Genomic DNA, 17,271 nt, shown 5'->3' on the forward strand with positions numbered 1-17,271 from the left:
GCGGGTGCGGGCCGTGCTGGTGCCGGGCGCCCAGGAGTTCGAGGGCCTGTGGCCGGCCATGGAGTTGGAGGACCACCGGTGGGCGGTCGAGACCGTCACCGAGGGCTTCAGCGTGGCGAAGGGCCGCGACATCGGTGGGCAGGTCACCGAGGGTGTGCACACCAGCGACCCGGTGCTGACGGCGGCCGGCCCGACGTACCTCGAGACGGGCGCCAACCGGCAGACGACATCCGCCACCCGGTCGGCCACCCGTACGAAGCTGTGGTCGGTGTACACCAGTGAGCCGCACGCCGAGTTCACCACCGGGTACCGGCTCCAGCTCGACCTGGAGATCGAGGGCGACACGGGGGAGGACACCCTCAGGAGCAAGCGGAAGGCGGAGAAGGCCCAGGGGGTCTTCACCGAGGGCGACATAGGCACACTGCGGGAACTGGTGCCGGCCAGCCTGATGCTGCCGGACACCGGGGCGGACGACGCCCCGGACGCCGACGAGGACCCGCTGCCCCCGCCGGACCTGGACCTCGGGCAGTCGCGCGTGAACGTGCTGACGGGAGCCCGGATCCCCACCACACCGGCACAGATCGAGGCCTGGCGCGCCACCCCGCACCCCGACGGCACGCGAAGGCCGTTCACCATGCCGGCCGACGGATTCCAGGTCCGTACGGTGATAGAGGCGCACCGGGTGCAGGCGGCCAACACCATCGCGCTGGCGAAGGCGTACGACAACGCGCTCGCCGGCGCCGCGGGTGCCCTGACCGACGACGCGCTGGACCTGGCTCTGGGCAAGGCGACGTCCAGCGGTCTGACGGCACCGGGCACCGGCTCCGCGCAGGCACTGGAGGACGGCACCGGCACCAGTGCGCTGTCCGCGTTCTACCACCAGAGCGCGAGCGCCGAGGGCTATTCGGTGGCGGGGCTGACCGAGGACCTGTTCGCGGACCGGTCCGACGGGTCGCTGACCATCTACTCCCGGCCCAGCTTCGCCCATGCGGAGCTGCTGACGGTCGCCGACGGCATCCGCATGGAGGCGCCCGACCGGTACGCCGAGAACAGGAACGTGACCCCCTCCCAGGGTGGTACCCAGGACTCGGCGGTCGGCTTCTTCCCGGCGATCAGGTCCGACGCCGTCGGTGTGGCCGGCCCCGGGGCGAGCGGCACGGGCTTCGACACCAGTGAGACCGACGGCGAGGTCACCGCCGACGACCTGGTGAGGCAGGACCTGGTCAAGCCGAAGACGGGCCGCGCGATGGCGTTCGCGATCCCGGTCGTCTGGCTGAGCGTCGCCGAAGTGGCCCGGCACTTCAAGGACAGCTCGATCGGCGTGTGGACCCGTGACCACATGAGCGGCGCCTTCCGCGCGGTCAAGCCCGGCCGGCAGGCGGTCGAGTCCGCCACCTACGTCGTCGCCTGGGTCCGCGAGGACGTCGCCCGTGACCTCGGGCTGATCACCGACGCCAACTTCCCCCCGCAGGTCGCCGAGGCCTGGGACCGGGTACGGGACGCAGGCAAGGCGTGGGCCGACGCCGACCAGAAGTACTGGAGCCTGCGCCGCGGTCTCGCCGACCTCCAGGAAGCGCTCGACGCGGCCGCCCCGGCCGCGGCCGTCGCCCGCCGCGCCGCCGCCGAGGCCCGCGCCGCCGCGGGGCTGGAGTACGCCGCCGTCCAGGCCGACCTGGACGCCGCGATCACGGCCGCCGACGCCCACCGCGACCGCCCGGTCGATCCCCCGCCGGCCGCCTACCTGGACGCGCTTCGGCAGGCCCGGACCGCCCTGGCCACCGCCCAGGCGGAGGTGGCGGCCGCCCGCGACGCGCTGGCAGCCGAGCGGGAGGCTCAGAGCTCGTCGCAGGCCGAGCACGAGGGCTGGGCGGAGGTCGAGCGCGAGCAGCTCGACGCCCTCGACCGGCAGCTCACCAGCGCCCGCGAGGACCAGCACGGGGCGGAGGAGTGGCTCGCCGAACTCCACCAGACCGAACAGCGGGCCCGGCAGATCGAACGGGAGGTCCGCCAGAACGCATGGGACCGGACCGTGGGGGCGGCCAGGGACACGGCCGACGAGCGGCGGACCGCTGCGGATCAGTCGGTGCTCGTCGCCGACGAGAACGTACGCATCGCGGTCGCCGCCCGGGACGCGGCGCAGGCCGCCCTCGACGCCCGCGTCCGGGAGGTGCGCGCCCAGCAGACCGCCGCCGAGGCCGCGGCCGGCGTCCTCCACCGGACCCGGGCCGAGACCGACCGGCTGACCCGCTGGCACCGGCTGGAAGACGACGATCCGCAGTCCGCGGTCCGCACCCGGGCCGGAGTGCCCGAGCCGGTACTGACACCCGTCGCCCCGCCCGTCGCGCGGCCCGCGGCGGCGCCGCGCCCCCGCTACGCCGACGCCATCGCGGCCGACGGCTCGGCCGCGCTGATCGAGCCCGGGACCGGTACGATCCACCGGCTGGTGGATGTGCCGAAGGACGGCAGGTCCTTCTTCCACGCGCTAACCGCGGGTCTGGAACTACCCGGTGACGCGGACACCCTGCGCCGCGAGTTCGCCGGCCAGGTGGCCGCCCTGCCGGACGACTCACCGTTGCTCGCCTATGCCACCCCGGACACGAAGGACACCTTCACCGCCGCCGAGCTGAACACCGCCGGGATCGACCTCGGCGACGACACCCCGCAGCGGCGGGAGTTCGACGCCCTGGGTGTGCTCCCGCACTCGGCCGGGCCGCGGCCCACCCCCGACCAGCGCCATCGGCCGCTGACCGCCGCCCAGCGCCGCGCCGTCGCCGTGGCACAGCTGCGCCGCCCGGCCGACGCGGACGGGGAGACCGGCTGGGACCACAGCGCCGCCGACCTGCTCGCGGCGCTCGCCGCCCAGCGCTTCGGCGTCGTGGTCCGGATCGTCGGAGCGGACGGCACCTTCCAGGACTACGGCCCCGACCCCGACGCCCCGGCCACCCCGGACGCCGACCGGGTGGTGCTCCACCTCGCGGACCGGCGCTTCCGTGCCGTGGATCCGACGCGGACCCGAGGACGGGCCGGAAAGCTGGCGGCGCCTGCGGCACCCCCGGCGTCCGTCCCCGCGGGCGCCCTGCCCGCGCACACCGCCCGCCCCTGGACCTGGGAGGGCCTGGCCGGCACGGTCCACGCGGCCGGTCCCCGGTTCGACGCGGGCACCGACCCGGCGCGGCTGACCGACCCCGACGGCTATGTCCTGAACCTGATGGCGCCCCCCGGCGACGGCAACCGCTTCTACACGGCCGTGGCGACCGCACTGGCGGCCGCCCGGGAGGAGGCCCCCGGCACGGTCACCGTGACCACCCCCGGACCGGCCCTGCCGCTGCCCGCCACCGCCCGGCTCGCCCCCCGGGCGACGTTCCGGCTGCCCGAGCTGACGGCGGCCGGGGTGGCGCTCACCCCGGAGCAGGCCCGGGAGTTCCGGCAGCGCGGCGGTCGGCTCCCTGCCTCCCTGACGCTCACCCGCGCCCAGGAAGAGGCCCTGATCCGGACCCAGTTGAGTGAGGCACGGCGCTGGGACCGGGCGACCGCGCTGCTGGCCGCCGAGCTGACCGCGCGCGCCAACGGGATCCATCTGACCCTCGTCCACGAGGACGGCACCGTCGACACCTTCGGCACCGCGACCACCCGGGGCGCGAACGCGGTGACGGTGTACGAACGCGGCGACGAGTACCTCGCCGCCGTCCCGGTCGCCCCCTTCAACCCGGCCCCGCCCCTCAACCACCGGGCGGGCGGCCTCCGGCCGCCCCAGCCGGGCCGGCCGCTCGCCCAGCCCCCGGCTGCGGGACCTGCGGGCCTCCAGCCGGCCCGCCCGGGTCAGCCTCCGGTCGCCGCGCAGGAGGCCGCCGCCGGAGCCCCTGCTGCCGGGGCGCAGCCCCCGGTTGCGGCGCTGAGGCCCGGCGGTGCTGCTCCTGGTGCCGGAGCCCCTGCCGCCGGAGCGCAGCGCCCGGCCGCGGCCCAGCGGCCGGACGGTGCCGCTCCCGGTGCCGCTGCTCCTGGTGCCGGAGTGCAGCGCTCGGCTGCCGCGCAGCGGTCCGATGCCCTCGGCGCCGGAGCGCAGCGTCCTGTTCCCTCCCGGCCCGCGGCCGTGCCGGCTGACGCCGAGCAGCAGGCGCAGGACGAGCAGGAGGCGATGGAAGAGCGTTCGGAGGCTGCCGCGGATTGGCGCCAGGCGAGTGCCCTGCTCAGGGCGGCGGAAGCGGCCTGGCGTTCCGGTACCGGTTCGGCCAGCGCCCCCGACCCACGGGTGGCGGCCCGCCGACGCGAGGACGCCGCCGCGGCCCGGTTCCAGGCGGCCGAGGATCGCCTGCGCGAACTCGGCGTCGACATCGGGCAGATCCTCGCGGACAACGCGTCGAGGCCGCGGCCCCTCCAAGGCCCGCGCGGCGGTGCCCCGCTGATGCCGAGCCGGGGCGCGGATGCGGATGCCGCCATCCGGCCCGTGCCGCACGGGCCGGCGGATACCGCCGATGGTCCGCTCGTGCACCGTGTCGTCAGCACCGTCCCCGACGTGTGGATCGGCGCCTCCTTCCTGGAGGCGGAGTGGGCGGTGCGCGAGGCGGCCTATCCGCACCTCGCCGAGTTGCGGACCTTCACACAGTTCGCCGTCGACCCGGACTCGGGGGAGCGGGTCAGCACCCGGCGGGCGCTGCCCTGGCTCTCCGGTGCTGCTGAAGGTGCGCCCAGGGTGCACTTCTGGGGTTCACACGCCGGTCCCCGGGGCCTCGGGCTCGCCGAACGGGGAGGCAGGACGCATCCGGCCGACGGCATGGCGACGGGCGACATGCTGAACCGCCGTGCCAGCTTCGCCGCGTTGCCCGCCACCGACATCCTGGTGTTGCTCGTCTGCGACCCCGTCGAGGCGCAGAGTGTGGCGGACGAGACCGGGATGCGTGTCTTCGCCCCCCTGGGCACGATCGCCGTCGTACCGCCCGGGGAGGGGCGGTCCGCCGAACTGATCCTGCTCGACGACGCCCAGGGACGGCCGACCGACTGGCAGGAGTTCCTGCCCTTCCAGCCCTTCCCCGCGGCCTTGCGGCCGGAGGCGCCGGCGACGACCCTGCCGCCCGGCGAGTGGGGACCAGCCCCCGCGGCCCCTGGCGAGGAGTACCGGAACGCCATCGGCCTCGAGGTCGAGGACTCGCACATCCTCGTGCTGACGCCCGGGGAGACCGTGCCCGAGAAGCACGCGGTGCTGGCCACCGGGCCCGGTATCAAGGTGGTCCTGGACCAGCAGGCCTTCTACCGGCGATCCGACGGCCGCTGGTATCAGGCGGCTCCGCGCCCAGGGGAGCCGAAGGCCGAGGCGCGGACCCTGCACATTGCGGAGTTCGTGGTCGATCCGATGGCCCTGCATCCGGAGGAGGATCGCCAGAGTCCGGACCACGGGCAGGCGGCGCTGGCGGCAGGCCGCGGGGCGTTGCGCGAGACCGATGCCTCGGGGACACCCCGTACCCTCGCGGAGCTCGTGGAGCGGCTGGAGGGCTGGGAAGTCACCGCTGACGGCCGTAAGTTCACCGTCCTGCCCAGTGCCGACGGGGCGGACCATCCGGCCTATGTACAACCCACGCTGGGGGTTCCGGCCGTCGGCCTGAGGATGGTCCAGGACGTCGCGTTGCAGAGGCTCGCGCTGCCCCTGGTGAAGACTTTCATCTCCGCCGGCCGGGACTTCGGGCGGGAACTCGGCGCACGGTTCGTCCGGGAGACTCTCGGCGAGGCCGATGTGACGAGGGAGCACGTTCCGTTCCTGGCGGCGGTCGCGGACATCGACGAGGTGTGGGGATACGGCTGGCTCCTCTTCAACCACGTCGGCGCCAGGCCCTTGCAGGAGACCCTGCGACCGGCCATGCGAGGAGGGCCGCTGGTCAAGAACATGCTGATGGTCGCGTCCAGGACCCCGCTGGCCGGCGCAGCCGACCGGCCGGGTGTCCGGGAGGCCCTCCAGCCGCGGACACGTGCATTCCTCAACGACCGGTACGACGCCATCCGGCCCCTTTTCGACTCGCTCCTGAGCGGGATGCTCACGCACTACCAGCGTCGGTCGGGCCAGGAGGTGACGGACACCGGCGGACTGCTGGACACCGAGAATCTGACCGTCGCGCTGCGCGGCCTGCCGCCTGCCGGTCACCCGGTGTACGAGGAGGCCAGGCGCTGGATCGAGCAGCTCCCGGAGGACGCGCCGGAACGTGAGCTCTCGATCGAGGCGGTGGTCGCGGAGAACATCCACTACGTCAGCGTCGACATGAGCGGCTATCCGGAACTGGACACCGACGAGGGGCGGCTCGCGGTCGCCCTGGTGCTGTTGGAGCTGCGGCACCACGGCTTCGCCAGTGACCTCATGAGCGAGGAGGAGATCCGGGAGGCTGTCGCGGAGTTGACGGTTGTGGGCCGCGCCGCCTACCAGCGGGCCGTGCACAACCGGCAGCCGCTCTCCGACGACGGTCTGCGGGCCGCCGTCCGGCAGATCGTGGACCACCCCGTGGTGCGTGCCTTCGGGCCTTTCCTGGCGCTGGCGAGCAGGCGGCCGCTGCCGGCGCCCGACGGCCCTCCCCGCAAACCGCTGAGCGAGTTCGGTGCCCAGAGCATCGCCGAGGCGCTGGGCAGGTTCGCGCTCGGGATGCCGCTGACACCCGCGATGTACCTGCCGCTGCAGGAGTTGACACGGAGGGTTTCGTCCGCGGTGCAGACGCGGCAGCCGCACCCCGGCGCGCTCGTCGACGAGTTCCGGGAGTGGGCGCTCGGTGTCGTCCAGCGGGCGGAGGCCGTCCTCCCGCTGCTCGATCCCACCGTCCCGCCGGCCGCGGTACAGTTGCCGTCGGCGGCAGCCCAGGGCTACGCCAACGCCGGTTCTCCGCAGCCCGGTTCCCCGTCCGCGCCGCCGCCGGCGGATCACGGTGCGGTGGCGGACTTGGCCGCCCTCGACCTGAGCCGTGCCGACGAGTCCGACGAGGCGGCAGCGGACACGCACCGCGAGGCGCTGGCCGCGGTCTTCGGCGAGGGGCGGGAGTCGGCTCCGGGCTTCACGGCGGCGCTCGCGTCCGTACGGGCCCTCGACGCCCTGCGCAAGGCCGACCCGGAACTCGCTCAGGGGCCACTGGATCTGCCCGCCCTGACCCGGCGCGTGCTGGGACTCGACCCGAGCGCGCCCGTGGGGGCGGCCGAGTTCGACGCGTTGTTCGCGGTCGCGGCGGATCCCGCTGTCGCGCAGGCGAGCACTCTCGACACACTGGTGGCGATCCACCTCAGGAACCAGGGCGCCTTCGACGACCGGTTCGCGCTGACCGCGCCGGACGGCACGGTGTTCGGGTGGAACTGGGGCAACGGTCCGGTCACCGGACTCGTGCTGGACGAGACCGGTGTGCTCTCCCGACGGCCGGACGGCACGCTGGAGCGCGGCGAGGTGACCGACGCGCCGTGGCCGCGGGAGGTCGACGGCCGTCCGCCGTACTCGGTGCTCACCGCCGGCCGGCCGGACGGGGTACAGGTGCGGACCACCGGTGGGGTACGCACCGTGTCCCGAGGTGTCTTCACCGAACTGCTGGCCCTGGACCGGGTCCAGTCCGCTCTGCCCCCACAGGTGCCGGCGCTGCTGCTGGTGCCGTGGGCCGGCGCCGGCTACCAGGACATGTCCCGTGGCGTCGCCGACCGGCTCGGCCGCGAGGTGTTCGCACCGACAGGGATGTCCGTGGTACTGCGGGTCTCGCCGGCCGACAGCCGGGGCACCGTCTCGCTGGCGTCCGTTCCGGGGAAGCCGGTCGGGACATGGCTGTCGAGCCCGCCCGGGCTCGCGCGTCCCGCCCGCGCGGACGCGGCGCCGTGGGAACTCACCCTGTCCACCGCGCCGTTCGGTGAGAACGGGCGGCAGACCGGCCGGGTCTCCATGAGTCCAGCCGAGATCGCCGGACTGCGTGAGAACGCGCTGCCGTTCCTCAGCCGGATCACGACGTTCGTATCCGTCAACCCGGCGACGGGCCAGCTCGGCCCCGAACTGGCGATGCCCGCCAAGGGCCAAGGCACACGCTTCTACACCGACCAGACGCACGGCCTGCCGAACAGCGTCCTGCTGACCGTGGTCAACGGCGCCTCCGTCCAGCAGTTCGAAAAGACGAGCGCGGAGTACGCGCGCTCGGTCGCGCGGCGCGGAAGCGTGCAGGGGATGCCCGACGAGGGCTGGATCCTTCAGCTCATCTGCTGGAGTGCCACCGCCGTCGACGACCCGGCGGACCGGGATCTGCACCTGGGCTCCGTCACGCCCTTCGTCGTCGACCCGCTCGCCAGGACTTCGCTCGGCCAGCAGACCGCCAACGAGACGCGCAGGAACGTCCGCGCCAACCGCCGGCCGGTGGGTGCGGTCAGGATCACGCCCCCGGACGGGATGCCGCACTACGTGTTCGAGGTGTGGACCGACGTACAGGGCCGCGGTGGCGGGCTGGACTCCTGGGTGGACTACGAGCCCGAACCACTCGACGACGAGCTGGACGCCCGTGCTCGCACGGCCGGACTGCACAGCGGCGACGGCCCGGTCTCCGGTGCGACCCGCCATGTGACGCTGCGACTGGTGCGCGCGCTGCGCCAGGTGTTCGGCCACGACATCGACCACGACCCCGGCTACGACACCCTGCTGAGCGGGATCGGTGCCCTGGAGGCGATGCGGAAGGCGGATCCGCTGCTCGCCCCGTTCGGCCCGTTCACTCTGGACCTGCTGCACTGGAGCGCGCGAGCGGACCAGCGGCGGCAGCACCCGGGCGCCCAGGGCGCGCCGGCCTCCGCCGACTACCGCGCACTGCTGGAGCGGGCCGCCGCCCACGCGCCCGGGACGCCGCTGAGCGGCTTCCTGCCAGACATGCCCGCCCTGGAGCGGGCGGCCCAGGGGATGCACCGGATGACACCGGGGCAGCTCACCGCGCAGGCCGTCAAGCTCCTCGGAGTGAAGGTCGACGGTCCGGCGAACATCACTGCGTTCCAGCGCACCCGACTGCTGTGGGCCACGGCCAAGGCCATCCAGTGGCTCGAGGAGCTGCCGGACCGCGAGCGCACCGGTAAGGCCGTGCTGCACCTGGAGGAGCCGCTGGAACCGGACCGGCTGCGGGACCAGTTGTTCACGCTGGCCACCCGGGCGGTGATAGCCGGACGTGACATCCACGACGAGACGGAGCTGGCCGTCTTCCATCTGGAGACGCTGGGGGCCTTCGCGGACCGGACGGCCGTCCACGGCGCCGACGGCTCTCCCCGCGCCGGCCGGAACTACGCGGGCGGTGCCCAGCCGTTGGTGCTGGACACCTCCGAGGTCCGGACCTTCGTGAAGACGTCCGGTGACGCCGGAGTCACGCCGACGGGCGCCGAGACCGGTCCATGGCAGGGCACCGGCACCGCCCAGCCGTACGTCCTGCGCCTGCGCGGTGCGGAAGACGGTCACGCCACCCTGGTCCTCGACTCCGAGGGCAAGGTCCGCGTCCGGGTGCCGTACGCCCAGGTTGGTCTGCTGGCCTCCTACGACCCGGCGCTCCGCTCTCAGGCCGACCTGGCCATGGGCATCGTGCTGGGCGTGGCGGGGACGGACGCCGCCGGACTGCGGGACGCCGTCAGCGCCGGGACCGGCCGGGTCACATGGTCGTTCTCCGGTGGAGTGGCCACACCACCCGCCGCCGGCCACACGTCGGTTCTCGGCGTGATCCAGGAGATTCAGCGCGGCCAGAGCCCACGCCCGGTGTCCGAGCTGTGGGTATCGACCAGGCCTGCGGACGTGATCGCTGCGCCGTCCGGCGCCGTGCCCACGCGACCGGCCGCCCTGGACGGATTCGCCAATACCGGTCGTCCCGTGATTACCGACGAGGAGTCTCTGGACGCCGCGCTGCTGAACGCGACGGGTGTGATGGCGCGCCGGGCGCGCCGGTTGAGGGACGTGCCGGAAGCCCCGGGCACCGGCTGGTGGGACGAGACGTCGGTCTTCGACGACGATGACGCGGCAGCCTCCTCGGTGTACTCGGAGCAGCCGGAGCCGGCACCGGAGCCGGACGACGACTCGGAGGCGTCGTCGGTCTACTCGGAACACCCGGAGGAGGAACGACAGGAGGAGTCCGCCCAGGAGGAGGACCCCTTTGCGGCGCGCCGCCCGCGGCCCGAGTTGGTCCACGACTACGAGGTGACCGGCGCCCGGGCCACGACGGATCCGCTGTTCAGCTATGTCGGGGAGCCGGGCTCGGTTCGCTACGAGGAGGGTTCCGCAGGCCTTCCGGGCATCGAGACCGTCGGCCTGGATCTCAAGTCGGTACCCGCGGTGGACAGGCCGCCGTTGTGGGTCTCGGCGGACCGCACGATCGCCTTCGGCACGGAGCCCCGCCCCCAGGTGTTCTTCGCGACCCAGCGGGTGGTGGACCGGGCGAACGCGGAGCTGACGGCCGGCGGCGCCAAGGTCAGGCTGAAGGCCGACCCGGAGCTGTCCGTGGTGCTCGACCGGGCGGACGGCGGAACCGTCGTGCTGCACCAGGTGACGGCCGCGTTCCTCACCGGCAACGGACGGGCGAAGGAGGACGGGGCGCATCTGCTGGCCCAGTTGATCGCGGGAGGAGAAAGCCGGGCGTCGCACGCGGTGTTCCGGGATCCGGACAGTGGCAGGGCCTTTACGGCGGAGATCAGCGCGAACAACGTCGGGTACCAGGGTTCGGCGCAGCTGGCACAGGCGCTGGCCGAAGTGGCCCACTATCCGCTGAACCTGGACCAGGTCGGACCGCAGTGGGCGGTGGACCAGATGGCCGAAGGGTCCCGGCTGGACCAGGCCCGGGGCGAGACGTTGCCCACTCCGGGCCAGGACTACGGGTCGGCCCAGGTGCTGGACGAACGGAAGCGCTGGCTGCCCGACACGCTGTCGCAGGCGGCGGCCCAGGCCGGACTGAACGAGCACGCCTGGGCCGAGCGGATCCTTGAGGCGTACGTCGTCCAGACGATCCAGTCCGAGACCGCTCCGGGCCAGCGGAGCGAGCCCGGCAGGCAGACCAACTTCGCCAAGCCGGACGAGGCGGAGACCGCGGACCGGATGGGCAACGTGGTCGCCACGGTGCTGCTGGTCAGCGAGGACGGCCGCAACCAGGTGGCGCTGACGAACCACACCCGCAGGCCCGCGCTGACCCGGCTGCGGGACGCGGCCCGCGGCCGCAACCTGGCGCTGACGACGGAACAGCTCGACGCCCTGGAGTCGCATCTGCGGGGCCGGTCGGCCGAGCCGGAGGCGCCGGAGCAGGAGCGGCGGCTTGCCGATCTGCTGGACGTGATCCGGCTGGTACGGGACGTGAACCGGTTGGAGCTGGAGTTCGCGCAGCTGCAGGAGTTCGGCGCCGAGCCGACGAGTGCCGAGTTCGGGGAGGCCAGGAACGCCGCGCACGACGCCGTCCTGGCGCTGAGGACGAAGCTGAGCGCGCTGGAGGACGGTATCGCCAGCCAGGACGGCTGGTACTTCACGATGTACGGCAGGCGCCCCGGGGAGAGCGCGCACGACGTCCACAGCGGGCTGCTGTCCGCGCAGGTCTCCGGGGTGGCCAACCCGCTGACCTATGTCGTCACGCACGGTCACAAGCTGCCGAATCCGTACACCATCACCTCGACGGCGCCGCAGCAGACGGTGGCCACGAACATCCGCAACCTGGCGAGGACATTGGCCAAGGTCGGGGTGTGGAACGCGCGGGAGAACATCCCCATGCCGGGGGTGACGCTGACCCTGAACGTCATCGAGCCGCCGGCACAGCGGTCTTCGAGGAACCCCCTGGCCAACCGGGCCAGGTCCGCCACCGCCAAGCAGGCCGGGCAGCGGGCCGGGCAGCGGGCCGCCGAGATCCGGGCGGAGCTGGAGCGGGAGCTGGCCCGGGCGCTGACGGAGCAGCAGCTCCCCGACACCCCGAACCCGCTGACCGCGGAGGCGTTTCTGATCCAGGTCGTCACCCGGAGCCGGACCCAGGCCGCGAACGAGCAGCCCAGGGAATGGGAGGTGGTGGTCGAGTCCACCGACCCGCGTTCCTTCCGCACCTCCCTGCTGCCGCCCACCCGGCTCAGCGCCCTGCAACGGCCCGAACGCCGGCCGCGCAGGGTCCCCACCATCGACGAGTCCGGCGAGGGCTCGTCCCAGGACGCGCCCAGGACGCGGCCCTGGCGTTCCGGCAGCATCGCGGGGCCGGACGCCTCCGTCCCCGCCACGGGAGACGAGGCGACGGCCACGCCGCAGGCGCAGCCGCAGTCCCCGACCTCGCTGGAGGACACGGAGGCCTTCGTACGGCAGGTGTTCGGTCCCGACGCGGCCGAACGGCCGGACCACGACGCGCTGCTCGACGCCGTCGGTGTCGTGGAGCGGCTGGGCGGCGGGCCGGCGCCCGAAGTTGTCGACGTGGTGGCGCGGCGAGTGCTGTATCTGGGCGCGGACGCCGAAGTGACGCCGGAGCAACGGCGGTCGCTGCTCTCGCTGGCCGCCGAGGCGGCCGACGAGGGACAGACGGGGAGCCTGACGGCGCTCGGTGTCTTCTACCTGGTGCGCCACCAGGACGCGCTGCGGCCCGAGACGCTGCTGTACGCGCCGGACGGCTCGGTGCAGGGCCGCAACTGGACCGGCAGGGCCGCCCTGTTGCCCCTGGACCTGGACACGGTCCGGACGGTGGAGGCGGACGGTTCGGAGGTGGCCGGTTCGGAGCAGGACGCCCGGTGGCGTGGCACGAACCCGTACGTCCTGCTGGGCGCGGGCGACTCCTCGTATCTGGATCTGCCCGCCCGGGACGGCGGCACCCTGGAGGTGCCCTGGTCGGATGTGGCCGAACTGGTCCGCCAGGACAGGGCGGCGGAGCCGGCCAGGTCGGCCCGGCCGCTGGTGCTGGGTGTGCCGTTCGCGGGCGAGGGCGTGCCCGAGGGACCGCGGGCCGTCGCGGACGCCGCCGGCGCGGCCGTCTGGGCGGCGGACGGCCAGGTGACCCTGGCACGGACCGTTGACGGCACCTTGGGGCTCGCCCTGGTCCGTCCCGAGGACGCGGAGGAGCGGCTCGGGAACTGGATCCCGAACCCGCCCGGCCTCGGCCGTACCGGCCCGGAAGGCGTGATCCGCACCCTGGACGGCCGGGAGATCCCGGACGGCATGGTGTACTCCGTCACCGAGGTGAGCCTCGACGGACAGCGCTCCACGGGCCGTACGACCGTACCGCCGGAGCAGACGGGCGGCGCGGCCGAGGGGACCGGCCGGGCACTGTCCGAGGCCCGGGGATTCGTCTACGCCCGCCGGACCGGCCCCGGCGAGGACGACTGGGAGGAGAGCGATCTCCACGAGCTGCCGTGGCCGGCGGACGCCCACTACATCGGCTTCCACGGGATACGGCCGGCCGACGGCCTGGAGGGCCACGCCAAGTTCCAGCTCATGGACGGCACGACCGTCCGCGTGGACGCACGGGAGACCGGGGCGTACTTCGGCCGCCGCGGCAGCGTGCGGGCGCTGCCGGCCCAGCGGCCGGTGGTCGTCAACGCCTGCTACATCGCCGCCGAGCCGCTCGGCGACCGGCTGGCCGTGCCGCGTGCCGGGCAGATCATGGCGAACGCGATGGGCCGCGCACTGTGGTCCGCCGACGAGCGGACCCGCTTCGGCACCGGCGGCGGCCGCCCGCCGCGCTTCCTGCTGTACGCCGAGGACGTCCACAACCCGAGCACCTCCTGGAGGCACTTCCGCCCGGAGCCCGGTACGGCGGAACTGGCCGCGCTGGGCCGCCGCCTCGGTGCCACGGACACGGCTGGGGACGACGAACTCGCGACACGGGTGCTCCGCTGGGTGCGGGCCCTGCGCGAGGTGTACGGGGCCGCTGTCGGCGATGACGAGAACACCTATCCGGACCGGCTGCGCGGGCTCGCCGCGCTCGACGAGATGCGCGCCGCCGACGGCGTCACCGGGCCGCTCACCTGGAGCGAGCTGACAGCTCTCGTCGACAACCACCGCGCCGGACGCGGCTCGTCGGACCGGGCGTTCGCCGACCGGCTCGACGAACTGCTGACGACGGCCCGCACGCACACCGCGATCGGCACCGGGTCCGGGCTCGCCTCGCTCACCGGCACGACAGCCGTCGCCACGGCCACCTGGACGGATGAGTCCGCCGAGGAACGCGCGGCGAGCCTGGAACAGCGCGCGCTCGACTCCGGCATGGACCCGGCGGAGGCCCGGTCCTGGCGACAGACCTTCACCCAGGTTCTGACGACCGGCGACCAGGGCGCCCTCTTCCAGGCCAACCTGGAGTTCGGTGCGGCCCTGCAGTCCCTGGACGCCACGGACGGGACCGAGCTCGGTGCCGCCGCCCCCGAACGGCCCGTCCCGGCCGCCGCCTCGGCGTTCCTGGTGCCGCTGCCGGACACGGTGGAAGTCGTGGTGACCGACCCCGCGCTGGAGGAGCGGTACCGGCTCGACCCGCTGGTCCTGGCGTTCGGCGAGGGCGAGACGGCACTCGACGCCGATGCCAGGAGGGTGCTCTTCGACTACGCGACCAAGCTGGCCCAGGACGCCCGCGCCCACCACGGCGAGCGGCACACGGCCGGGCACGGCCCGATCGAGATCCTGGTCCTGGTCGGCTCGGAGACCGCGGCGGACCTGCCCGTCGCGGAGCAGCGGATCGCGGAGGTCCACGAGATCCTCAGCTCCGTCACCGCCGTGGAACTCGGCAGCGTCTTCTGGGGCCTGGAAGCGGTGCCCGTGGCCGATGCCCTGGACATCACCCCCGTGCTGTTCCAGCCGGACGGTACGGCCGTGGTGCCGGCCCCGACTGCCCTTGGTGGCCCGGCCGAGGCGTCCACGACAGCCCGCCCGTCGCGGGTGCGTCGGGTCTCCTCCGGGCGGGCGCTCGCGGACGAGGTCCCCGCGGAGACCACCGCCCGGGCGCTGGGCGATGTACGTATCCCGAACGCGTCCCCGCTGACGGTCGAACTGGTCTACGGGATACCGGTGGAGAACCAGGAGAAGTTCCAGGAGGTCGCTGACCGGCGCGGGCTGATCATCGACGTCCGTGGCACCAACCCGGCCTCGGTGCGGCACAGGCGCGAGGGCGCGTTGCCCAAGCCGAAGGAGATCAAGGCCAAGACGATCGACGAACGGGACGTCCCGCTGGGCGCGCGGCCCGAGACGATCGGCCTGGTCGGCTTCTTCGCCCCGGTACTGCCGGACCGCGGCTCCGCGCCCGAGTACCAGGACGACGCCTATTGGTCCGTGATCGGGCAGCGCCATGCGCAGCGCGCGGAGGAGTTCGCCCAACTGGCGTCGGACATGCGGGAGCTGACCGACTCGGGTCGGTTCCGGGTGGTGGACGGAGTCGTCCAGCAACGGGACGAAGACGGTGTCTGGCGGAACAACACGGCCGACCACGACATGTACGCCGTCCAGGAGCCCGACGGCAGCCGGCCGGATCCGCGGCGCCACGCGATCGTGGTCACCGCGATGATCGGCGACAAGATGGGCGTACAGCACCCGGACCATATGCACTGGGTGCCGGCCAATGCCTTCGAAGAGATGATCTTCGCCGCGGTCGTCAGGGGACACGCACGGCAGCACGGCGGTCAGCCCGTGGTCCGTTTCGTGCCCGGACTGAAGCGGCCCATCCTCGTCCACCCGGACGAGATCTCCGGCTCGGCCTATGGATCGTTGCTCGGCAATCCGCGCCGCAACGCCGGGAGCGCCGGGGACGGCTCCTGGATCGGCATGGTGGGCGAGGAAGAACAGCCGCCCGGGACGGAGGCGCCGGGCACGCGGCGTCCGCTCCTGACGATGCTGGCCGGCACGGGTGACAAGGTGCGCTGGCTCGGTGACGTCGACCCGCTGGCGCAGGAAGCGGCCCACACCGCGCTCACCGCCGACGGCGTGCTGGCGGACAGCGACTCCTTCACCTTGGCGCTGCGGCCCGGCGTGGGGGAGTCGGCGGTGGAGCAGGACGGCTGGCCGCTGCTGCCGGAAGAGGTCGCGGCCGAACTCGTCCTGTTGTACACGGACGGCATCTGGGATCCCCGTGACTCCGCCACTCCGCTGCGCTGGCTGGCGTTCGGCGGGAGCGGCTCGGTCAGCTCCTTCTTCGTCGGCCGGGTGATGCGTCACCTGTGGGACAGCGGACTGTTCGGCGCCCAGGCGGTCTACGGCGACCCGGCCACCCGGCGGTGGACGAAGCTGAGCTATCCGGGAGAGGGCGTTCAGCGCCCCGCCGTCGAACAACTCGGCGCGTACCGGCCGACCGTGCAGCGGCCACCCGCGGCGGCTGATGCCGGGCCGACGGACCATGTGTCGGTGGCCACCGCGCCCGGCGCCCGGTCCGGGCCCGGCGCTGCTGCGGCGCTCGATGTCGTGGAGCTCTCGGACGTGGTGCGCCGCGTGCGTGCGGCGGCGGAGGAGCAGGGCGGGACGGCACTGGGCTGTATGCCGCTGCTGATCTCCTTGCGCGACGTGCTGTTCCCCGGCGGGGTGCGGCCGGCGCGGACGGTGGACGACTCGGTGCTCGGCCCACGCCCGTCCCAGGCCGACGCCGAGGCGGAACTGGCGCTGGGCCCCGGCTGGCAGCGGCTGGGGTCGTGGGACGACGCGCTGACGGCTGTACGGAGCCAGGGACCGGGCACGATCGCCTTGATCACGGCCCGGCGTCAGGGGGATCAGGCGGGGCATGCCTGGGCGGCGTACCAGCCGCGTCCGGCGGACGGCGAGGAGGAGGCGGAGCCGGTCTGGGTGGAGCTCCAGGCGGCCGACGAGGAGTGGCTGTCGACGGCGCCGGAGTTGGCCGCGAGCGACGCACGGATGGTCGTGATCGACCTGTCAGGACGTGTGATCGAGGGCCCGGTCCCGCAGTTCACGCAGTCCTCGTCCCTCGGGCACAGCACTGTCGACCGGGCGGTGGGGCGGCGCGGGTACCGTGCCCTGGGGCTGGAGGTCGAGGACTGGCACAGCCTCCTGCCCTTGCCCGTGGCACTCGCGTTCAAGAACGGTGAGGTGCTCGCAACCGGCCCCGGTATCGAGGTGGTCCTGGACACCACGCTGTTCCATCAGGGCCCCGACGGCCGCTGGCACCCGGGTCCCGGTCAGGCGGCGATCCCAGGGGGGCCGCCGCCCCGGAGGGACAGGCGGTACATCGCGGAGTTCGTGGTCGCTCCCATGGCCCTGCATCCGGAGGAAGAGCGCCAGAGCGTGGCGGCCGGGCTGGCGAGGTTGAAGGAGGGCCGCAGGGCGCTGCGCGAGGTCGATGTCCTGGGCACCCTGCGCAACCTGGGGGACCTGCTGGGCGGGCTCGACGGCTG

1 protein-coding gene (only partly in view) is annotated in these 17,271 nt (G+C 73.7%); it reads left to right on the forward strand.

This entire window lies inside a single protein-coding gene on the forward strand: locus ACZ5K7_RS25905, encoding a lonely Cys domain-containing protein (protein WP_468916633.1). The 44,448-nt coding sequence extends 16,115 nt beyond the window's left edge and 11,062 nt beyond its right edge, so the window shows coding positions 16,116-33,386, spanning codon 5,372 (partial) through codon 11,129 (partial); the first complete codon in view begins at window position 2. Both the start codon and the stop codon lie outside the window.

This window comes from Streptomyces sp. NPDC031497 (assembly GCF_055580905.1).